At 63.7% G+C, this 21,053-nt stretch carries 14 protein-coding genes and 2 pseudogenes; 8 read left to right on the forward strand and 8 right to left on the reverse strand.

All coding sequences use genetic code 11. The annotated features are described in order from the left end of the window. A partial coding sequence (locus FHS94_RS18335; protein ID WP_184060627.1) for a hypothetical protein occupies window positions 1-228 on the reverse strand: 228 nt, incomplete at its 3' end. 457 nt (window positions 229-685) lie between these two features. Next, window positions 686-853 (reverse strand): hypothetical protein, encoded by a 168-nt coding sequence (locus FHS94_RS18340; RefSeq protein ID WP_184060665.1) that lies wholly within the window; start codon window positions 851-853, stop codon window positions 686-688. Between FHS94_RS18340 and FHS94_RS18345 the strand changes: the two genes are divergently transcribed. After that, a complete protein-coding gene (locus FHS94_RS18345) occupies window positions 852-2,891 on the forward strand; it encodes a S8 family serine peptidase (RefSeq protein WP_221234885.1) in 2,040 nt (679 codons plus the stop codon). The two genes, FHS94_RS18340 and FHS94_RS18345, sit on opposite strands and share 2 nt — an antisense overlap. 42 nt (window positions 2,892-2,933) lie before the next feature. Here the strand turns inward: FHS94_RS18345 and FHS94_RS18350 are convergent. Then, a pseudogene (locus FHS94_RS18350) lies at window positions 2,934-3,827 on the reverse strand (autotransporter domain-containing protein); the annotation flags it as partial. Window positions 3,828-3,869: 42 nt separating this feature from the next. Next, window positions 3,870-8,429 carry a beta strand repeat-containing protein gene (locus tag FHS94_RS18355; RefSeq protein WP_184060633.1) on the reverse strand — a complete coding sequence of 1,520 codons (4,560 nt, stop codon included), beginning with the start codon at window positions 8,427-8,429 and terminating at the stop codon, window positions 3,870-3,872. 931 nt (window positions 8,430-9,360) lie between these two features. Between FHS94_RS18355 and FHS94_RS19840 the strand changes: the two are divergent. The 3 genes and pseudogenes from FHS94_RS19840 to FHS94_RS18365 all read left to right on the forward strand — a co-directional run. Next, a pseudogene (locus FHS94_RS19840) lies at window positions 9,361-9,990 on the forward strand (PAS domain-containing protein); the annotation flags it as partial. After that, window positions 9,970-11,709: a putative bifunctional diguanylate cyclase/phosphodiesterase gene (locus FHS94_RS19845; RefSeq protein ID WP_343055360.1), complete on the forward strand. Its 1,740-nt coding sequence runs from the start codon at window positions 9,970-9,972 to the stop codon at window positions 11,707-11,709. The pseudogene FHS94_RS19840 and the gene FHS94_RS19845, both read left to right, overlap by 21 nt. A gap of 135 nt (window positions 11,710-11,844) precedes the next feature. After that, window positions 11,845-12,672: a class I SAM-dependent methyltransferase gene (locus FHS94_RS18365; RefSeq protein ID WP_184060637.1), complete on the forward strand. Its 828-nt coding sequence runs from the start codon at window positions 11,845-11,847 to the stop codon at window positions 12,670-12,672. 109 nt (window positions 12,673-12,781) lie between these two features. Here the strand turns inward: FHS94_RS18365 and FHS94_RS18370 are convergent, their stop codons facing one another. Next, window positions 12,782-13,648, reverse strand: a complete 867-nt coding sequence (locus FHS94_RS18370) for an alpha/beta fold hydrolase (protein ID WP_184060639.1) — start codon at window positions 13,646-13,648, stop codon at window positions 12,782-12,784. A 415-nt stretch (window positions 13,649-14,063) separates the two neighbouring features. Between FHS94_RS18370 and FHS94_RS18375 the strand changes: the two genes are divergently transcribed. Then, a complete protein-coding gene (locus FHS94_RS18375; protein WP_343055358.1) occupies window positions 14,064-15,278 on the forward strand; it encodes an FAD-dependent oxidoreductase in 1,215 nt (404 codons plus the stop codon). Window positions 15,279-15,282: 4 nt separating this feature from the next. Here the strand turns inward: FHS94_RS18375 and FHS94_RS18380 are convergent, their stop codons facing one another. The 3 genes from FHS94_RS18380 to FHS94_RS19750 all read right to left on the reverse strand — a co-directional run bounded on the left by FHS94_RS18380 (window position 15,283) and on the right by FHS94_RS19750 (window position 16,572). After that, entirely contained in the window at window positions 15,283-15,573 is a 291-nt protein-coding gene (locus FHS94_RS18380; protein WP_184060641.1) for a hypothetical protein, read from the reverse strand. A 12-nt stretch (window positions 15,574-15,585) separates the two neighbouring features. Continuing rightward, window positions 15,586-15,831, reverse strand: a complete 246-nt coding sequence (locus tag FHS94_RS18385; protein ID WP_221234886.1) for a hypothetical protein — start codon at window positions 15,829-15,831, stop codon at window positions 15,586-15,588. A gap of 612 nt (window positions 15,832-16,443) precedes the next feature. Beyond that, window positions 16,444-16,572, reverse strand: a complete 129-nt coding sequence (locus FHS94_RS19750; RefSeq protein ID WP_281396942.1) for a hypothetical protein — start codon at window positions 16,570-16,572, stop codon at window positions 16,444-16,446. 259 nt (window positions 16,573-16,831) lie between these two features. Here FHS94_RS19750 and FHS94_RS18390 point away from each other — a divergent pair, with 259 nt between their 5' ends. From FHS94_RS18390 to FHS94_RS18400, 3 genes are all read left to right on the forward strand, one after another. Further along, window positions 16,832-18,253 carry a tetratricopeptide repeat protein gene (locus FHS94_RS18390; RefSeq protein ID WP_343055359.1) on the forward strand — a complete coding sequence of 474 codons (1,422 nt, stop codon included), beginning with the start codon at window positions 16,832-16,834 and terminating at the stop codon, window positions 18,251-18,253. A gap of 396 nt (window positions 18,254-18,649) precedes the next feature. Beyond that, on the forward strand, window positions 18,650-19,219 hold the full coding sequence (locus FHS94_RS18395; RefSeq protein ID WP_221234887.1) for a Crp/Fnr family transcriptional regulator: 570 nt from the start codon (window positions 18,650-18,652) through the stop codon (window positions 19,217-19,219). A gap of 593 nt (window positions 19,220-19,812) precedes the next feature. Beyond that, a complete protein-coding gene (locus FHS94_RS18400) occupies window positions 19,813-20,577 on the forward strand; it encodes an acyltransferase family protein (protein WP_184060647.1) in 765 nt (254 codons plus the stop codon). Window positions 20,578-21,053 lie beyond the last annotated feature (476 nt).

Raw genomic sequence — 21,053 nt, forward strand, 5'->3', positions numbered from 1 at the left:
GACGGCCCAACTTGCGTCTTCGGGCATCTGTGTACCCCGGGCGATGGTCACCCGAAGGATATCGTCCGTCAGCGCGGTCACGCGCACGACATTGTTGCCCTGGCGCGTTTCCATCCCGCCGGCGCGCGCGGTGATGCCCGTCGCCTGCGCCGCGGCCGGTGCAATCACGGTCGGCGCTGCCAGCGCCAGCACGCCCGCAGCGGCCAACAGCCAAGTGCGATGTGTCATACAGCCTCCTCCTGCCGCCCGGACCTGGTGCGTTCCGGTGCTTATGTAACCGATTACCCCGTAAAGACAGGCGGGCGATCCGGTCCAGGATCAAGCCGTGTTCCAATGCGGGTGGCCCCGACAAGGTGAGGCACGGAAAGGCGCTCGCCTTATCGGTGATGGTCGCCCGGTTTGCGCTTCTCTGACCAGCGGCGTGGCGGGTTGCAACGGTGCCGTCCATCGTTTTCGGGGGCTTGGCGCCGGCCAGTCAGAAGGCCCGCTGCGCAGGTTACCTCACGCTTAACCAAGCCGCTCAACCTTATGCTTTATCTATGAATGTAGCTTGCCCTTCGATCCAGTGAGGGCATTTCATGACGCGGTATCTTCGCGGTTCGGCGAGCTTGGCTACGCTGACAATACTAAGTGCGTGCGGCAGCGGTGGCGGCGGCATCAACTCGTCGGGCTCCCAGGCTCCCGCTCAGGGAAGCGTGCCGATCGGTAATCCCCTGCCTTCCTCGCCAACACCTGCAGCCACACCGACGCCCGCGCCAACGCCGGCGCCGACGCCAGCTCCAACTTCCACGGGAACCGACCATTCGGCATCGGTGACGCCTCCGCCCGGGAAGCTGATCACGCCTGCGACCATGCAGCCGGCCCGTTCGGTCAACGATACCGTGCAGTTCCGCGAAAACTACGTTGCGAACGAGTTCGTCAACGCACTGTACGCTCTCGACTCCGGCTATACCGGGCAGGGCGTGACCGTTGGCGTGATGGATGACGGCGTTCTCGCCTCACTGCCGGCACTCCAGGGGCAGGTTTCCGACTTGTCCAAGGACTTCGGCTCGGAAACGCGGGGCGGCGTGACGACCAAGCGCGATGTGCTGGGCGACGCGACGTCCGACCACGGCACCGCCATCGCCGCGATCATTGCCGCGCGCCGGGACAGCGGCACCACCACGAGCATAGCGCCCGACGCGAAGATCGCGGTGCTGCGTACCTCCGACTATAATTACGACACGGCCACGGAGACGCTGACCCACGATGCCGAGGCGCTGAACTATGCAGCAAGCGCCGGCATCAAGGTGATCAACCGTTCGCTGTCGTCCCAGGGGTTCAACGTGTCGCTGCGCAACGCCGTCACCGCCTATGCCGGGACAGGCGGACTGCTCATCAACGCGGCGGGCAACAGTGGCGGCGCGAACCCGATCGACGCGGTGAACGTCGATGCCAGCAACCGCAACAGCTGGCTGTTCGTCGTCGCACTCGATCCGTCGTCTCAGTCCAGCTACGCCCTGGCGTCCTACTCCAACATGGCGGGGGCGATGGCGGACCGGACCGTGACCGGGGTCGGCACCAATGTCACCACCAGGATCGACGGCAGCGTATCTTCCTTCTCCGGTACCAGCTCGGCAACCGCGCAGGTGACGGGTCTGGCCGCGACCATCCTCAGCAAATGGCCGCAGCTGACCGGCCAGCAGGCGGGCGACGTGATCATCGCGACCGCGCGCGACATCGGCCCGCCGGGCGTGGACGCCATCTTTGGCGCCGGGCTGGTTGACGTGCAGGCGGCGCTGTCGCCGGTCGATCCCAAGCTGTCGAACGGCACGGCCCAGACCGCCGTGGCGCAAAGCGCGCTGGTGCTGCCCGCCGGGGTCGGATCAGGCTCGCTGCAGACGGCATTGTCGAACGTCACGGTGCTCGACAGCTTCGGCCGTGATTTCAGTGGCTCGCTCGCGGGCCTGATCGTGAAGCCAGACACGGTGAACCCCCGGTGGCTCAGGCGACGGCTGGCCCAGATGACGGGCGGCGGAGTCCGGGGCTTCAGCGCCGGGCCGATCAGCGCCAGCTTTGGCTATGCGAGCTATCTTCGCAGTCCCGATGGCAACGCCCGCGGCATCGTGACCAATGGCGATGTCGATGTGCAGGTCGGCAAGACCGGGCTCCATTTCGGCTTCAACGCACAGGATTCGCTGCAGAACGACGTGATGGGGCTCGCCCCATTCGCCGACGGGACGCTCGCTTATGCGCCGCAAGCCGGCAACAGCGTGAAGGTTGACCAGGCGACCCGCATCGGTCGTGTCGGCTTCAGCGTGTCGACGGGGCGCGAAGGCAGCACCAACGCCAGCGCCGCGACGCTGTCGCTTGACACTGGCCGTGCATCGCTGCGCGCATCCTGGATCGAGGAAAGCGGCTCGATCATGGGCTCCGTATCGTCGGGTGGGCTTGCGCTCGGCCGTGGTGCCCGCACCGGATTGATCGAGGCGCATTACACGCTGCCCCTCACGGGTGATTGGGGCGTCGAGGGCTATGGTTCGGTCGGTGTGACCCGCATCAAGCTCGATCCGTTGTCGATCGTCACCGGCGCATCCTCGCTGGTCGGAACGCGGGCGGGGCTCCAGTTCAGTGGTCCGGCGCTGGGCGGAAAGTTGAGCTTCGGCGTGTCGCAGCCGCTCACCATCGAGAGTGGCGAGGCTCGATTGACGCTCGGAACTGGCTACGACCTTGCCACCCGCTCGCTTCTCTACTCGTCGTCCAGCGCAAGCCTGGCGAGTGACCGGCGGCGCCTGCAGCTGACCACGGGCTTTGTCCGGGGCACTGCTCGATCGAGCTTGAGGCTGGGCGTGATGCGCGACATCACCGATCGGTCCAGCCGCGCGCTGGTCGGCTATTCCGCTTCGTTCTGATGCCGGTCTCGCCCCCTCCGGCTGGAGGGGGCGAGATACAGCTTAGAGGGCGAGCTTCAGGCCGATCGACCCACCCGTTGAGTGACCGGTCACCCCGCGGCCGCTGTCCAGGCTGAAGCGGTGCGTTGCCTCGCCATAAACCGCCAGACGGGGGCTGAGCGACCAGGTCAGGCCGCCGCCAGCATCCGCCCACAGGGCCGAGTTGAAGGTCGAGATCGCCGTGGTTGCCGCCGGGGTCACGAACAGCGTCCGGTCGGTCGTGCCGAACGACCGCCACAGGTTCGCCCGGAGGTAGGGCTGGAACGAGCCCGACGCGGTGTCGAACCGTCCCTTGGCGCGAAGGCCGACGCGGCCGGTCAACTGGCCCTGCCCGTGCTGGATCACCGTCGCATTGGTGATCGCGACATCGTTGATGCTGCTACCCTGTGCGATCAACTGGGCCTGCGGTTCGAGCGACCATGTGTTCGACAGCTTCACCGGATAGCCCATCTCCACCGAAGCGAGGATGCCCGTGCCCTTGATACCGATCCGGCTGCCATTCACGTTTCGCGCCGAACCATCGTACCAGCTCGCCTGGACGACCGTGTCGGCATAAAAGCCGTTATTGGCCATGTAGGTCCAGTACACGCCACCATAATAGGTGTGCGGATCGAGCCGGCCGACATTTTGGTCGAGCAGACCGCCCGCAAACCCGTTCACCCGGTAGTTGCCGTCGGTATATCCGCCATAGACGCCAACATCATGGTGCCCGCCCGCGCCGCCGAAGCGGAACAGATCCACCCCGAGCTGGAAGCCATAAAGGTGGCCATCCACGGTCGGCTGGGCGTCACCCTTCATGCGCAGATGCGCGTCGTCCGCGAGAGCGCGGCCCCAGAACCGACCCGGAACGGTGAAGTCCTGCACGACTTGCGCTCCTTCGTCACCCATGCGGCGATGATAGGTGCCAAGAAAACTGAGGTCCGCGTTGCGAAGCGTTCCCTACAACGCGCCCAGGAGAGCTACTTCGCCACGATAGGTCGTGGTGGGTGGCACTTCCGTCTGGCCGCTGCCGGGTTCCTGGCCGGTGCCGGGGTTCGTTCCGCCGGTACCAGGGTTCGTTCCGCCAGTTCCGGGGGTGGTACCGCCCGTGCCCGGGTTCGTACCAGTGCCGGGGCCGCCGGGAACTTCGGTCTGGCCCGAGCTGCCGGTGCGCAGGAACCAGCTCTGGCTCGTGCCATCAAGGCTGGATGCGTACAGGCGATACTGGAAGGCGCCAGCATCGACATGCTCGCCGGCCAGGGCGAACCCGTTGCCGGTGGTCAGCGCCGTGGTGGTGCCGCCATTGATCGCGCTCACCAGCTCGATGCCGTTGCCGGTCGTTTGTGCGCCAAGGCCGCCGGCATTGACGACCTGGATGGTCGTGGAACCGCTAACCGCGCCGCCGTCGATGATCAGCCGATCCGATGCCGCGCCATCACCGGCCAGCACGGTATCGAGGCGAAGCGTCCCGCCCTGGCCTACGTAATTGCCGCGCACCGTCAGCGTGTCGGTCGGTCCCGAGTTGCCGTTGGTAAGGTCGATCAGCCCCGCATTGACCAGCGTCGCCGTGCCACCGCCGGCAGCCGCCAGCACCGCCCCGCGCACGCCGTTCCCCGCAAAGAAGGTGGTGCCGCCAGCGACGGTGAAGGTGCCACCGGGCGCAAGCGTCAGGTCGCCATCGGAGGTGAGAGTCGAGCCGTTCGCCAGCGAAACGGCGTTCCATCCGGTCAGGCGGCGTGTGCCGGTGGATGTCGTGTTGTCGAACACCAGCCGGTCGTTGCTCGACGCGGTGCCGCCTCCCGCGATGGAGGTGATCCCGGCCATGTTCGTGTCGGTGAGCCCGCGGAACGTTGCGAGGTCGTCGCCCGCGCCGGTCGCCACTGCGCCGGCCAGCGTGCCGCCGCTCATCACGAAACTATCCGCGCCATCGCCGAGCGTCACCGCCCCCGTCACAGCGCCGGATGCAAGCGTGATCGCCTGTCCGTTGTTACCGCCAAGGATGGCCGTGCCTGCCGGCGAGACTGCGCTGATCGTGCCGTTGTTGGTGAAGGCCTGCGTGCCGCCACGGAGATCCGCCACGGGAGCAGTTGCACTCACAGACAGGAGGCCACCATTGTTGGTGATGCTGGCGGCAGGACCGCCGACCAGCGCCGATCCGCCCTGCGCGGTGGCCACCGTCACCTGCCCGTTCAGGACGGCGTTGCCGTTCGTGGCCAGGCGGATGCCTGTCGCGCCCGCACCCGTTGCCGCGATCGTGTAGCCGGTCCCGAAGGTGATATCGCCCGTGGTCGGGGCTCCACCGGCGTTGGCGAAGGTGAAACCGGTGCTGTTGGCGCCTGCCGCCGTCAGCGTCGCCGTAGATACAGGGTCAAGCGTTACGCCAGTACGGACTGCCGAGCCCGAGCCCGCAGCAATGATCGTCGTGCCGTTGAGCAGGATCGCGTTGCTGCCAGCCGCATTCTCAACGCCGTTGCCGCTGCCGGTGACAGTGATCGTTCCGCCGCCAAGCGTGACCGCTCCTGCGCCCGTGTCGACAAGCACGCCATGCGCCGTGCCGCCCGCCGTGATATTGCCGGCGCTGTTGAACGACGCCCCGTCGACGATGCGCACTGCCGCGATACCATCGCCTGCACCGACAGAGCCGGCACCGGTCGCCGTTGTACCGGCACCCGCGACCAGCAGGCCCGTACCCGACGCCATGACAATCGCGCCGTTGTTGGTGAAGGTCGCGCCGCCGCGTACGGACACGCCAGTGCCCGTGCCGGATACGGTGCCGCTATGCGTTGCCGTCGTGCCGGTGCCCGACAGGTCGATGCCGACGCTGTCCGCCGCCGCGATCCCGATCGCACCGCTATTGGTGACCTGCGCACCGCTTGTCGCCACGATGCCGCGCGCACCGGTGCCGGTCAGGCCGATCGCGCCCGCGTTGTTGAGGCGCGCCTGGTTCCGCACGACGTAGCCGGTAACCCCGCCGAAGGAGGAGCTAAGCGCCGCACTGCTCGCCAGCGACGTGCTCGCGAGTGGCGAGCCGACATTGGCGCCGTCGAGCCCATGGCCCTGGCCGTCCACGACCGCCGCCGTGGTGTTGACGCCCGAAAGTTGCACGTTGCTTGCCGTCCCGAGAGCGCCCGTTGCGCCGCCCTCGATCAGCAGGCCAACCGCCCCGTTGCCCGACACGTTGAGCCGGGCGCTGGTCGCGTTCACCGTGGTGGCCGTCGACGTTCCCGTCCCGACGATGCCAGTCGCATTGGCACCGGATACGTTGAACGTGGCGGTACCCACATTAGTCGCCGCGCCGCCTTCGACGCGGAGGCCCGTCGACGAAGCCGTGTCCACGTCGGTCGTCGCGCCGATGTTGATCGTCGATCCGGCGCCCAGCGCGTAGTATCCAATCTGGTTCGTGTTCCGGAAATCGATGGTGCCGGTTTCACCGACCGTTACCGTGCCGCCATTCCGGGCATGGACGCCGATTGCCCCAACACCCGACAAGATGACCGCGCCATCCTGCCTCGCCGAAGACACGTTGTTCGCGACAAAGATGCCGTAGTTCCGCAGCCGGTTAGCGGACAATCCACCGTTGACCAGGATCGTGCCCTGGTTGACGGCCAGACCCGAGCCGCCGCCCCGCAAGTTTTCGACATAGATGCCGGCACCGTTCACGCCACTAACGTCGATCACGCCGGTCGCGGCGTTCGTCGCGATGACATCGCCGGTGCGATTATACCCGTTGACCAGAATGCCCGCATTGCGGCCCGTTGGCGCAGTAAGGGCGGAGCTATCGATCCGGATTGTGCCGTTGTTGACTGCACTGCCGCCCTCGCCCCGGACGGTCAGGCCCGCCGCATTCTGACTGCGCGAACCGATGCTGATCGTGCCGTCATTGACGAGCGTGCCGCCGTCGACCGACGTCATGCCGTTCGCAAAGGCGGTGGAGGTCACGTCGGTGACACTCGCCAGGTCGGCAGGGCTCGCAACGAAGGTCGAACCGACGCGGATCGTGCCCCCGGCGCTGTTGGTCGCCGTACCGGTACCGATCGCAACCAGACCGGCGGCACCGCCATAGGAGCCAGCGTTGTCCGCGATCGCGCTTGCGCCACCGCCGATCAGGATCGTGCCGCTGTTCGCAACGCTTGCGCCCGTACGTGCCACGACGCCCAGATTGGTCTTGCCAAGGTAGCTTGCAGCGCCCGCAATGTCGCGGTTCGCCACGTTGATGACGCCCTGGTTGAGGACGCTCGCACCGTTCGACGCGTCGATCGCGGTGACCTGGGTCGAATAACCCGCGCCTTCGTTGACGCCGAACGTTACCGACCCGTCACTGCCCCGGCGCAACGTTTCGTAGCCGACCCCGACAACGCCCGTGCTTGTGTTGACGAAATTCGTTCCGTTGCCGGTCAGCCGCACTCCCGGCGCGCTCTGCACCTGGGCGATCGTACCGTTATTCTCGACCGAGGATCCGTTTTCGGCCAGGATCAGCGTGCCACCGCCTTCACCATTGCGATCGGCCACTGACAAGCCGACGAGCTGCGAGTCCGCGGTCAGGACCAGCCGCGAATCATTGAGCCGCATGAACAGCCGCTCGCTGGTGGTGGGCGGCGAGACGAGGGGCGCGATCTCTTGCTGGGCCACGACAACGCGCTGGGTGGTCGTTGTCGCTGCCGCCTTGATCAGGCTGTCATATTGCGTGGGCGTGATCTGCCCGGCCTGAAGCTGGCCGATCAGAGCGGTGTTGTACCGCTTCAAGCTGTCGAGATTGGTGACGCTGTCGCCGTTGCCGAATGCCACGCCGGAGAAGGTCGTGACAGGGACATCATAGGACTGCGACGCCGACTGGGAGAATCCGGCCAGATCGCGCCCGCTCATGGTGCCAGTGCGCGCATCGTAGGTCACGGTGCTGCCCGCGGTGACATTGTAGAGCGTCGAGCCGCTGTCGGCCGTCACAACGGCTTCATTGACCCGGTCGTAAACGCTTCCCGCCTTGTTGCCCGTGGCGATCGTCACCGTCGAAGCGGAAATGTCGGCCAGGCGCAGGTCGCCGTAAATTGGCGCTCCGGTGGTGCTGAAGTACCGAGTCGGCCGGTCTACCGAGTTGACCGCCTGAAGCGACGCGTTGTCATAGACGGTGGTGGTACGATTGGTGCCGCCAATAAGATCTGGGTAAGTAACGACGGTCTGCTTTGCCGCAAGATCAACGATAACTCGCCCGTCAATCGCGTCGTAGCCGGAGATCACCTTGCCTGATGCATTCTGCTGGGCAAAGGTCGATGAGGTGTTGCTTACCGGGCGCGCGCTCGTTCCGAGAAGACGGTAATCGCCCGTGATGGTACCGCTTGCGCCCTGTATCGTGACAATATCGGATCGCCCCGCAGCAGAACCGCCGCCGTTGTCAGCTGCTGGAGTATAGCTCGATTTGAGCGCCTGAGCCTGCGCAGTCGAAACACCTGCAAAGATGGCGATGACTGACGCCCCGCGCAGGAGCACGGTCTGCGCGGCCCGCGCATACGAAATCGGCTGATTCAATTTACTTCCCCCAACTATCGTTAATTCGATAGTAACCTAAGGGCCCTCGAACGCTGCAGAGTCGATTTGGATGCATCGGTTTGTAATCGGCTCATTCCGGGACTCGACGGGGCGTTTGCCCGACGGAGTGGGGCCGCCTGCTTCCGCAACCCCCGTCGGCCGCCCAGGCCTGAATTGGCATTCGCCATGGGTACGCACGGACTCGTGGTCTAATAACTTTGTGAGATAACAAATACTTAGCGCGCCTACTCAGCTCACGCCCGCCTCGACCATGGGGTCGAAAAAGATCTCGATGGGTGCCCGCAGCCAGGTCGCAGCGGCGAGCAACGGGGGATGATGAAGAGGTGGCGACTAAGTAAAAACCATGCCTCCGCAATGAAGATCACTTCGGACCTGTGGCCGCAGAGCCACAATATTGCTCAAGATTGTCACGCCGCGAATTGCGATCACGATCATCATAGGTTTGGAATAGGCGCGGCTATTCATCGGATCGGACCAAGCACAGGGCATCCTGTTCGCAGGCGTGCCGCACCCGGTGAATTGGCTGGCAGCGGTCGTGGTCACGTTCAAGAAAACGGCAGCCTCCATGCGAGGTCATTCACGACGCCAGGACGGCAACGGCGCCCCTCTCCCGCTACGGATTCTTAAATCTCGTTTGTTACCTTACGATCGCTCGAAAGAGACGTGATGGTATTGGAGTAGCTCGAGCGTACGGCACGTTACTGGCAAGGACCTGGTCGAGAGAAGGTCGGTTCCGAGTAGCGGCGTTCTCAGCGCTGACGATCTCTCCGCCTTCGGTGTCGGCCGTGATCGCCCTGACGCATGCCAGGCCGGTCTTCAGGCCGTTCTGAACGGCGCTGGTGTCGGCATCATGCATCGCGATCTCAGCGGGCGGATATTGTTCGTCAATGCCGCGTAGTGTCAGCTTGTTGGGCGATCCGCAGAAGAGCTACACGCCGCGCCTCCCGAGGATTGCCCGCACCCTGATTACGCGGAGCTCACCGCTTCGACCTATCGCGCGCAGTCGCTCAAGGCAGAACCGTACACAACAGAGCAGCGCTACATCCGGCCGGACGGTACAACGGTGTGCTGCTCGGTTCACATCTCCGTTGTGGTCGACGAAGACGGTGAGCCAGCATCAACGATCACAACCGCGTCCGATATCACAGCGCGCCAACGCGCCGAGCAGACCCTTCGCGAAAGTGAGGAGCACTACCGGCACACTGTGGAGCTAAGTCCGCAGATCGCGTGGATTGCCGATGCAGGCGGATCGATCCTGCAGGTCAGCTCCCGCTGGCACACCGTAACCGGCATCCCGCAGCGTGCGGCGCTGGGACAGCAATGGATTGAGGCGCTGCACCCCGATGATGTCGCGCCAACGCAAGCGCGATGGGAAGACTCGATTGCCACGCATCAGCCAGTGGACGTCAGCTACCGGCTACGTGGGCGAGACGGCCTTTACCGCTGGTTTCGGGCCCGGGCTGTTGCCCGGCTGAACGGGCAGGGCGAGGTAACGCGCTGGTACGGTTCACTCGAGGATATTCATGATCGGCGGGTCACCGAAGACGCCCTTCGCGACAGCGAGGAGCGTTTTCGCCTGGCAGCCCAAGCGGCCGGACTTGGTATCTGGGACTATGATGCAGTTTCGGGCAAGCGGGAATGGTCGGATGAATTCAAGGCGATGCTTGGCCTTGACCCAAGGATACAGCCGGATGTTCCAACCGCGCTAGGGCTCGTCATTCCCGCCGACCAGCCGTTGCTGCAAGCGTTGGTCACCGCGGCTCATGCGGGCGATACGACGACCCGGTTTGACGTAGCGCTGCGGATCCGGCGAGCAAATGACGGTGCAGAGCGATGCATGCAGACCGGTGGATGGCGCATGTACGCCTCGTCCGGCCGGCTAACGCTTGTGCTTGTCACCATCCGCGACGTGACGGAGGAGCGTACAGCCGAAGATCGGATCCGCTGGACCGCCAATCACGACGCGATGACGGGCGTTCCCAACCGCGCCTTTTTCACCGAACAGCTGAATACCGCGATCCGTGCAGCCCTGCCCGACACTGTGCTCGCGCTGATCCTATTGGACGTGGACCGCCTGAAGGAGATCAACGACACACACGGGCACGACGCCGGCGACATGCTGCTGCGCACCTTTGCCACACGGCTAAAAACAGCCTTTGGCGCAGAGGCGGTTATCGGCCGGCTCGGAGGCGATGAGTTCGGCCTTCTTCTGAAGGGGATGGAAGGGGACCGTTTGCACGCATGCGTCCATGATGCGCTGACCCTCATGGCGACCCCATTCGAGTATGAGGGGCAGACGCTGGACACTCAGGCTACCGCCGGCCTGGCGACCTATCCTGCGCATGGAACCACGTCCGACAATCTGCTGAAGGCGAGCGACATCGCCTTGTACGTCGGCAAGAACAGCCAGCGCGGCGCGCTGTCGATCTTTGAATCGACCATGCGTGCAGGGGTGCAAAAGCGCACTTCCACGCTCAACGTCGCCCGTACTGCAATACGCGACAATCGTATTGTCCCCTTTTACCAGCCCAAGGTCGAACTCGCGACCGGTCAGGTCGTGGGGTTCGAGGCATTGCTGCGCTGGCGCCACGACAGTCTTGGCATCCAGACGCCGGACACGATCTGCGCTGCGTTCGAGGATACCAATCTGGCAATCGCGCTGGGCGACCAGATGTATCGATCGGTAGCCCATGATCTTCGACGTTGGCTCGATATGGGGCTCGAGCCCGGCCGTGTTGCCATCAATCTTGCCCCGGCCGAGTTCCGGCACGGACATCTAATTGGCCGGGTCCTGGGTCCGTTCGAGCAGGCCGGCGTGCCGCTGGACCGCGTCGAGATCGAAATCACCGAAACCGTCCTGTTGGGGCGCGATACCGACAAGGTTGCGTCGATCCTTGTCGCATTCCGCGAAAGTGGAGCCCGGATCGCGCTTGATGATTTCGGCACCGGCTACGCATCACTGACCCATCTCAAGTCGTTTCCTGTCGACGTGATCAAGATCGACCAGAGCTTCGTGCGCAACCTGTGCGACGGGTCTGACGATGCGGCGATCGTGGACGCGATGGTCAGCTTGGCGGGCCGGCTCCGCATCGAGGTCGTTGCTGAAGGAGTTCAGGAGGCCGAACAAGCCGACTATCTGCAAAGAAGGGGCTGCGCTCTTGCGCAAGGGCATCTCTTCTCACCGGCGGTGCCGGCCGCGCGAGCCGAGGCTTTTCTAAAGCCGGGCGCCGCAGGGCTCGGGAGGGTGATTACTGGCTAAACGCCAAAGCTGCCGGTTTACGGACGCGTGTGCCGCCCGCTGCGAACCAGGCCCGGGATTCCGCCTACATGATATTCGCCCGTGTATTCGGCCGCCGGAGCCGGGCAGCAAGGCGCGAGGACCAGAGCACATGGAATGATCAACTCCCGCACCAAGGTTGGAGCGGCCTCTGTCGCCGACCATTATGACGAACTCGATCCGATCTATCGGGCGTTGTGGGGCGAGCATGTCCACCATGGTTTATGGAGTAACGCGCTCGAGGGCCCCGAACAGGCCGTGGAGGCGCTGTCCGACTATGTGGTCGACCTGCTCGACCCGGCACCGGGCTCGCAATTGGTCGATATCGGCTGCGGCTATGGTGCGGCCGCGCGGCGCATTGCGCGCCAGCGCTTGGTGGAAGTCACCGGCCTGACCCTATCGGCAGCACAGGCCACCCACTCGCCGCCACAGCCTGGGGTAAGGCTGACCGTCGGCGACTGGCTCGACAATGGACTGGCCGACCAGGCCTTTGACGCCGCCTACGCGATCGAGAGCAGTGAGCACATGGCCGACAAACCCCGTTTTTTCAGCGAGGCTGCCCGGGTGTTGAAACCAGGTGGCCGCCTCGTTGTGTGTGCCTGGCTCGCTGAAACAAACGCTTCACCCTGGAAGGTTCGGCATCTTCTGGAGCCGATCTGTCGCGAGGGGCGCCTCCCCTCAATGGGAACCCGCGAAGACTATGCGGGGTGGGCGGATGAAGCCGGCCTGCACCTTCTCGACTACAAGGATCTGTCCCGGCAGGTGGCACGTACCTGGACAATCTGCCTGGGGCGCCTTGTGCGCGCTCTTGTGACCGACGGCGATATCCGCACCCGCGTGCTGTCCGCGCGAAATCGCGTGTTCGCGTTTAGCCTTCCCCGCCTGATCCTAGCGTATCGATGTGGGGCGATCAGGTATGGCGTTTTTGCTTGGCAGAAGGCCTGAAACCGGGATCACCCACAGCGCGCGACAACGGCGCAGGCTGACCCCGCGGTGACCCTCAGCGGGGAGCAAGGCCGGACCCTGCCCCCCACCCGCCGAAGTTCAAGCAGCGTCAGGCGGAGACCGTCTCCCTCACCGACGCCGAAGCCGGCTCACTTGTCGCCTCCTGCAGGAAAGCGAGCAGATCGGCGTTGACCCGATCGGGATCGGTGATCGCGATGCCGTGGTTGCCGCCCGGGTAGACGATCAGCCGAGCGTTCGGGATGATCTCAACCGCACGCCGCCCGCCCGCATCGATCGGCACGATCTGATCGTCGTCGCCGTGGATCACCAACGTCGGGACGTCGATACGGCGAGCATCCTCCGTGTAGTCGAGCTGCCAGCTAAAGGACGTTTCATATTCCGCCAGCAGCCCGCCCTGCAGCCCCTGGTACCAGAACAGGTCCTTCATTCCTTGCGTTACCGTCGACCCCTCGCGGTTGGCGCTGAAGAAGGGCACGGCGACTTCTTTGAAGAACTGCGACCGGTTGGCGAGCGTGCCGGCCCTGATTTGGTCGATGCCCTCTATCGGGACGCCGGCCGGGTTGTCGGGCGCTTGCAGCATTCTGGGCACGATCGAGTCCAGCAGCACGACCTTGGCGACGCGAGCGATCCCGTGTCGGCCGATATAGCGCGCGACTTCACCGCCGCCGGTCGAGTGGCCGACCAGGACGACCTGCTCGAGATCGAGATGCTCGATCAGGCCCGCGAGATCGTCCGCCCATGTATCGACATCGTTACCGAAATCCGGTTGGTCGGATCGACCGTTCCCACGCCGGTCGTGCGCAATCGTGCGGTACCCGTGCGCGCGAAGGAACATCATCTGTCCCTCCCAGGCGTCACCGGTCAGCGGCCATCCATGGCTGAACACGACCGGTTGCCCCTTGCCCCAGTCGCGAAAGTAGATCTGTGTTCCGTCGCGCGTAGTGTGCATCGGCATTTCACGTCTCCTTGTAAGCGGTTCAAGCGAGTACGCGCCGTCGCGACGAGCCCGTCTGCGGCCACCGGCAAGGGCGCCAAAGGGGTGCAGATTCGGGTTCACTGGCGGCGCTGCGAGCTTTACCATGGGACCGGCCAATCACAGCCTCTGGTTGGACGCCAAGAACGGCAAGGTCGTGCCGACGTGCATTCGGAACGACCTCTCCCCGGCACGATCGCCTGCATTGATCGGGGCGATCGAGAGGCAGGGCGCCCCAGGCAAGCGGCCATCCGTTATCGAGCGCCGCTGCTGGGCAGCGCCACCAAATTGTCTGTCGGGTAATTACGGCCGCTGCGATACGACTGACAAACAAGGCGCCCTCTTTTCAGCTGCGGGCTGTTCCCTGAGAGTGGCAGCATCGTGGAGAGGTGCCGACGTGGCCGATCCAGTTGCTGCTCCTGTTGTGATCGTCGGCGGCGGCCCCGCCGGGATGATGGCGGGATTGCTGTTCGCCCGCGCTGGGGTACGAACAATCGTGCTCGAAAAGCATGCCGACTTCCTGCGCGATTTCCGTGGCGACACAGTGCATCCATCCACTCTGGACTTGTTTGACGAACTCGGCCTCCTTGAGCGCCTTCTCGCGCGCGAGCACGACAAGGTATCCGTGATCGGAGCGGTGATCGGCGGCAGCGAGTATCGGATCGCTGACTTTGGCCGGGTACCGGGTCCAGCCCGCTTCATAGCGATGATGCCGCAGTGGCATTTCCTGGATTTTGTAGCGGAAATCGGGCGTCAACTCCCCACCTTCTCCTTGCGCATGGAGGCAGAGGCGGTTGAGCTCTTCATAGGCGCCCGCCGCGTCGAAGGTGTGAGGCTGTCGAACGGTGAAACGCTGAACGCGAGGCTGGTGATCGCTGCGGACGGACGCAGTTCCCGGATGCGGACAGCGGCAGCTTTAACGCTACAGGATCTTGGCGCGCCAATCGACGTGCTCTGGTTCCGAGTGCCGAAAGTTCGGACGTCGGACAATCGTACCCAGGCCTATATCGACCAGGGCGAGATGATCGTGTTGATCGACCGCGGCGATTACTTCCAGTGCGCACGCGTCATCGAGAAGGGCGGCGCGAAGCGGGTGTACGCCGCCGGCGTCGACCGTTTTCGGGATGACGTGACTCGCGCAGCGCCGCCGCTGTCCGATCACATCGGCGTCATTGCCGATTGGAACGATGTGAAGCTTCTCACCGTGACGCTTGATCGGGTGACCCGCTGGCATCGACCCGGCTTTCTGGCGATTGGCGATGCCGCGCACGCCATGTCGCCGGTCGGCGGGGTCGGCATCAACCTCGCGATCCAGGATGCGGTGGCTGCGGCCAACATCCTGGCGGCCCCGATCGCAGCAGGTGCCGACCCCGACCCGCTCCTCGGCCGAGTGCGAACGCGCCGGCTGCCGGCGGTCCGGACGATTCAGGCCATCCAACGCGCCATCCACCAAAACGTCATTGGCGCGGCCATGCGCAACAAGGCCCCGCGGGCACCAGCGGTGGTCAAACTGCTCCAGGCAGTTCCTGCGCTTCAGGCCCTTCCCGCGCGATTGCTTGGGCTTGGCATCCGGCGCGAGCACATCCGCTCGCCAGACCGGGCCGCAACGTGAATGGTCAAGGCTGTTGACCGTTGCCGCTGTTCTTTGCTTTGTCTGTTCCGAAGAGCACTCCAAGACGTTGGATGAGGTCCGCCAGTTCGGTGAGAGCCCGCGCGATTCCGTTCGCTCGCTCCACCTCGTCGAGCGCCTCGGCCATCTCCTTCCACATCGCCCCTTTGTTTTCAGCCGAGCGCGCGATCTGAGCGCGATCATGCTCGCCCAGACCCGTCAGCGAATGCATGACGACGATGAACTCAAGCGCCCGCATACGCGCTTCCAACGAAATTGGCGGCTCATTCTCGGGCATGGCGCCCTCTCTTCATGCTATATAGGGGTGCCCAGCCCTGACGATGGTGATCGCCTTTTCGATCAGCGCCAGGTCGTCGTCATCTCCGCTTGGATCGACGAACCAGTTATAAGATCGTCCAGAGCGCGGCGGCAGGCGGAGAACGCGTCCGACCTTGCGACGCCAGTAGAAGGCGCTTCGCTGTGTCCGGCGTGCAATTGCCATCGCAATGAGGTTCCTTACCTCCTCAGCGGTGAGCAGCTCTGCGCGACTGGCCATCCTGGAAATTTGGCATGCGAAACCAGCCAGGCGATACCGGATATCCTGTGGGGGTGATTACCTAAAGCGCGGCGTTAGTGCCAAAATGGTCATCCTGGCCCCACCATATGGCTCGGCGACCTTCTTGCCAGTGCCAGCAATCGGCGTAGGCTCTGTTCGGGGGTAGATAAACATGAACACCGATCAGACAAAGTTGTGGTCGCCTGACGAGAATGACCAGCTACGCCGAATGGCAAGAGAGGGCTTTGCTGACCAACAAATTGCCGACGCGCTGCGCCGCCCGTGCAGCGCCGTCACTGCAAGGCGGGTGCTTTATGGCATAACTCCAGGGCACGGCACCTAGGTCGAGAATTGCATCGGCCGCGAACCGATGACTAGTTTCCACCCTTCGCAGGCGACACTACTTAGAATGTTTGCGGTACCACAGCACTGGTGCGCGTCTTTCAATGTGGACGTCCGCTCATCACAGATAAGATACGCCCGAAGGTACGAGGCGGTACCAGATAAGCGAGCCACCATTCTCGAAGAGCAGTTTGCCTGTTGGCGAGGTGATCGGAAACCCCCTCGCCAGGCCTGACCAGATTTGGGGTAAACCCGTCGCATCTGGTATTCCTAGGATTTCGGCGGAGATGAGTCCGCAGGCTTGCCCTTGGTCGACGGATTTGATGCGTTCAGCTTCGGCGGCTTCTCCGCTTTTGGCTTGCGCTTTTCTTTGCTCGACTTGACCTGACCCTTGGCCATGACACCCTCCTGTGCGGCTCCGCGAGCAAGAACGACTCATCTGACAAGAAGAGCCGTGCTTCCCCGGTGAGCCGATCAGCGTTCTTGTTTGCAGGGATGGCGAAGGCTGCCGCTGGCTATTGCGGGGCACCGCGCACTCGTATGTCCTCTGGGCTAACAAGCGCGTTCAAAGTCATGATCAGGGCCGAACCGGAAGCTCCTTGACCTACAGGAAAATTTGCCCGCAACCTGCGAGGTGGGGCGATAATCGGGGTGGCAAGTGGGGCATGAGTCTCCTGCAATACTGGAGCGTCTGAACGGCTGGAAAGCGATCGCCGCCTATTTCGGTCGCGACCGGACGACCGTGATGCGGTGGGCGCGTGAGCGAAATCTTCCGGTCCGGCGAATACCGGGCGGCAAGCAAGGTTCAATCTTCGCACTGAAGCATGAACTGGCACTCTGGGCCATGCACGACGACGAAGTCGCCTTGTCCACAACGCCAACAGTGGGTGCGGAACCAGCGGATCGCGGGGTCACCGATCCTGTTCGGTCACCGTCCCCTGGCGCCCGCAAGCAGCGTTACTGGGCATGGGTGATCGCAGCGCTGCTCGCCATTGCACTAGCTGGGCTGTTCGTGCTGATCACCAAGCAGCGGCTCGAGCATGACCGCCTCAGCAAAGGTCCTCACGCTGAAATTCCCGCTTTAGCCCTGCCCGGCAACCCCGCCGCTGCACGCGATTACATCGCTGCGCGGGATCGTTGGGCGCGCCGAACGCCACAGGACCTCAAGGCTGCGATCACGCTGTTCGAAGGAGTGATACGTCGCGAGCCCACATTCGCACCGGCCTTTGCAGGCCTGGCGGACGCATGGCTGATCAGTCGCGAATATGATGAGGTCAATGAGCCAACCGCGTACCGCCATGCTCGATATGTCGCTGAGCGGGCTTTGCGTTTGGACTCCAAGCTACCGGCAGCGCATCGCGCGCTCGGCTTCATTGACCATTGGTGGAACGGCAAAACACCAAGCGCCCTTGCGCATTTCCGTCGCGCACTCGAACTCAATGACGCCGACGCTCAAACGCACTTCTGGTACGCCAATGTGCTTGCCGACACGGGCGACGATACGGCCGCCCAGCGGGAGTACGACAAAGCTCGGCTTCTTGATCCTGGATCAATTGTGATCGAGGTAGAGCAGGCGTGCTCGCAGTGGCAGGCTGGCCGGGACCAGCTCGCGATCACTCAGCTTCGTGCGCTAGCGCGACGTTCGCCTGATGACGCGACCATCTACAACTGCCTGGCGTGGGCGGAGATCTCGCGCGGCAACATCCGCGGCTATGCGCAGATGCTCTCCAAACGGGCGCATCTTCGGGGCGAGAAACAGTTGCTCCAGGCTTCTGCCGCATTGGACGCGTCCGTTCGGCGCGATCCGAGTCAGGCCATCCACGTGCTGGTCGCGGAAGGACGGCGGGAGATTGCTTCTGGCGCGCGCCGATTTCGCGACACTCCAGCCTTTTTCGCATCGGCGATGGGAGACAGGGCCGCTCTCGTGCAGCTCATGACGGAAGCGGTCAGCCTCCACGAGCAATGGTATTCGATGCCCGTGACAAGGCGCATAGCGGCCCGCTGGAAGGGCGATTCAGAAGTGGAACGGCTGCTGGCGGCGCTGGTTCCCAAGCCGCCTGCCAACGCCAACTCTGGCTGATCCGGCCATTCGCCACAGCGTCGCCTCAATTTACCACACCCTCAATTATTGCCGGCACGGTATATCCAGAGTTGCTGGCACAGTGCCGGTGAGGGGGGACGGAACAGGCAACAGGCCAACGGTGAATGCTCTGATGGCCGCTGGCGTCAGTTGATGCACTGGCGCCGTGCCGACGCTGTCATTCGTCGTCGGCGTGCCTGCTCACCACCAACATTGCGTAATCGACCTTGTGGGGGGAGGTCTGGATTGGCGTTGGCACGTTTTGTCGTCCAGCTGGGGCGGCTCGGATCCCTGACAGAGGCCGAGAGAAAAGCATTGCTCAGCTTGCCAGGGCAGTATCGCGACATCCGTGCAAAAGAGGATGTCCCGGACCAGCCCCTTCCGGCGCTTGGACGAATGCTGGTACTGCAAGATGGCCTGATGGCCAGCTACCACGACAATATCGCGGGCGTACGCCACCTCACGGCCTTGCACGTCCCGGGTGACATGTGCGGCCTGAATACCATCGCTTGGAGTGCTGGGCCGACTTGCTTGACTGCGCTGACACGCAGCAGGATCTTCGCCATACCCTGCGGCCCGATGCTTGAGGCATTGCGCGCCCAACCAGGCCTCGCCACGACCTTCTGGCGTTATTCGTCCAGCCAGATGGCGATCCAGGCGGAGAAGGTCATCAGCCTGGGAAGCCGCGACGCCAAGCAACGCCTCGCGCACCTCATGTGCGAGCTCGCGGTCCGGCACGGCCTGCCTTTGGCAGAAAACGCCGCTACATTTCCGCTGCCATTGGCTCGGCACCAACTCGCGAGTGCTATTTGCGTCACCCCCATGCACTTGAGCAGGACCTTGGGCGCGCTTCGCACGGATGGGCTGCTGTTCTGGACGGATGGAACGATCACGCTCCCCAATCGAGATCGCCTCGCGCGACTGGCCGACTTCGACCCAGGCTACCTTGCCATGTACCTCCGGTAAGCCCCCGCTCTGCGCCATCAAGCCGCAAGCGTCGGGATTTGCGCTTCCGGCGCCGGCTCAGGCCAGTTCCGCCTCCTCATCGCCGGCCCGAACGCGGATGAGTTTCTGGAGGGCGTGCGACACCCTAACCTGACCTCGATACCACGTTCTTGAAGCACCTAAGAGTTAGAAACAGCGCCTTTCGATCAGCTGGTTGAGCAGGTCGGCGCTGCACCAGCGCATGCGGGAAGCGTGAGCTCGAAGCCGCTTAGAATCTGCCGCAATCCGGGACAATCTCCCCGCCCACCTTGTTGTACGGGTCAACCCCGGCCAATAGGCCCTGATCGGGGGTTAGCAATTCATGCGCAAGAGACCGGAAGGCACCTGCCTTACCTGGACGGCTGGCGTGGCATGGCCATCCTGGTCGTGCTCTGCGGCCATTTCTGGGGTGACGAGCATATCTGGTCAGGTTTGAGCACGTTGGCGTCGAGCTGTTCTTCGTGCTGTCCGGTCGGCTCATGGGCGAGATCCTGTTCGTGCAGAAGGCACCGTTGCCTCGGTTCTTCGCCAGGCGGTTCTCGCGAGTTTATCCTGCGTTGGCTTGATTCGTCTTGGTGACCACGCTGTCAAGCCAGGGGACGCAACTTGCCCATGGGACCACAGCGGCGATCCTCGCACTAACGTTCACCATCAATTATGGAATGGTGCTCACCCACCAAGTCGCTCTGCTTGATCACCTATGGTCGCTCTCCGTTGAGGAGCATGCGTATATGATCCTCGCGGGGTTGGCGCTTCTGACTGGTCGGCGATCAACGTCCGGCGCCTGGCTCATGGCGGCCATGGGGACCTTGGCGGCTGTGAACGCTGTCGTAAGCAGGGAATTGCTCGGCCAGACTCTTCAACAGACGCACTGGCGCACCGATGTGGCCGCTTGTGGAGTGTTTCTGTCAGCTTCGCTGTGGCTGGTATTCAGGCATCGCAAGGTCTGGCCATGGGCAGGTCCGATCTGCGCCGCGATAGCGGTCGCATGCAAGTTCGCGGACCACGAAGCAGTTCAGTTCGGCCTGAGTAATTTGGCGCTCGCTGTGGCGATCACCACCATAGACCGGGCACCAAAGCTGTTCCGGAGTGCGCTATCAGCCGGCTGGCTACGTCGGATCGGCCTCTACTCCTTCTCGATGTACCTGTGGCAACAGCCTTTCTACAAGATGTTCCGGGCGGGAGCGGCGCCCGCGCCAATATTGCTGTGCGGTGCAGCTATCTACGCGCTCTTGAGCTTCTACCTCGTAGAGAACCCATCACGGCGGGCGCTGAACCTTTTGTTTGATCGCTGGCTGAAGACCCGCAGTCCGCGCCTGAGCAGTCAAGGCCAGACGTGATGATTGCGCGCGTTGCAACGCGGTTGCGTATCGGTCCGGCGGCGCTTCATCGGTTCGTGGGTGTTCTCCCTTGGCGTTAATCGGAGCGGTTCAGCCCGGAACGGCCGGATCGCTGAAGGATTGATGGCGGGTCACGTGGACCGGACAGCTTGCGTGGCACGCCCTGCCGCCGCCTACCTCCCCCCTGGCGGCAGGGCGTTTCGGCAGTTTCCCTAACGTAGATTCTCTGGCGCTCGCGTACGAGTTGCAGACATTCAGCCGGTTGCGGCGACAGCCGGATTGCAGGGGTGGTCACGAAGTCAGGCAAGAACCTCGGCAATCTTCGGTTGGCCCGGATCGCGCCGCCGCGGTCCGCGGCGCCGGGCTCATCATCGGTGCCGGCACGGTTCGGACTGCCTGATCCCTCCCCTATTTCGTTCGTCGTTTATCACCGATGCCCATGCGGCTGCAGGTCGGTCAGCGCGAGCGAGTAGCCA

Source organism: Sphingomonas aerophila, from assembly GCF_014199305.1.
In the GTDB taxonomy this organism is placed as follows: domain Bacteria; phylum Pseudomonadota; class Alphaproteobacteria; order Sphingomonadales; family Sphingomonadaceae; genus Sphingomonas; species Sphingomonas aerophila.

Coding starts and splice junctions, on each gene's coding strand:
- FHS94_RS18365 (WP_184060637.1), top strand. CDS start 11,845: ATGATCAACTCCCGCACCAAGGTTGGAGCGGCCTCTGTCGCCGACCAT.
- FHS94_RS18370 (WP_184060639.1), bottom strand. CDS start 13,648: ATGCCGATGCACACTACGCGCGACGGAACACAGATCTACTTTCGCGAC.
- FHS94_RS18345 (WP_221234885.1), top strand. CDS start 852: ATGCAGCCGGCCCGTTCGGTCAACGATACCGTGCAGTTCCGCGAAAAC.
- FHS94_RS18385 (WP_221234886.1), bottom strand. CDS start 15,831: ATGGCCAGTCGCGCAGAGCTGCTCACCGCTGAGGAGGTAAGGAACCTC.
- FHS94_RS19750 (WP_281396942.1), bottom strand. CDS start 16,572: ATGGCCAAGGGTCAGGTCAAGTCGAGCAAAGAAAAGCGCAAGCCAAAA.
- FHS94_RS18340 (WP_184060665.1), bottom strand. CDS start 853: ATGGTCGCAGGCGTGATCAGCTTCCCGGGCGGAGGCGTCACCGATGCC.
- FHS94_RS18380 (WP_184060641.1), bottom strand. CDS start 15,573: ATGCCCGAGAATGAGCCGCCAATTTCGTTGGAAGCGCGTATGCGGGCG.
- FHS94_RS18395 (WP_221234887.1), top strand. CDS start 18,650: ATGCTGGTACTGCAAGATGGCCTGATGGCCAGCTACCACGACAATATC.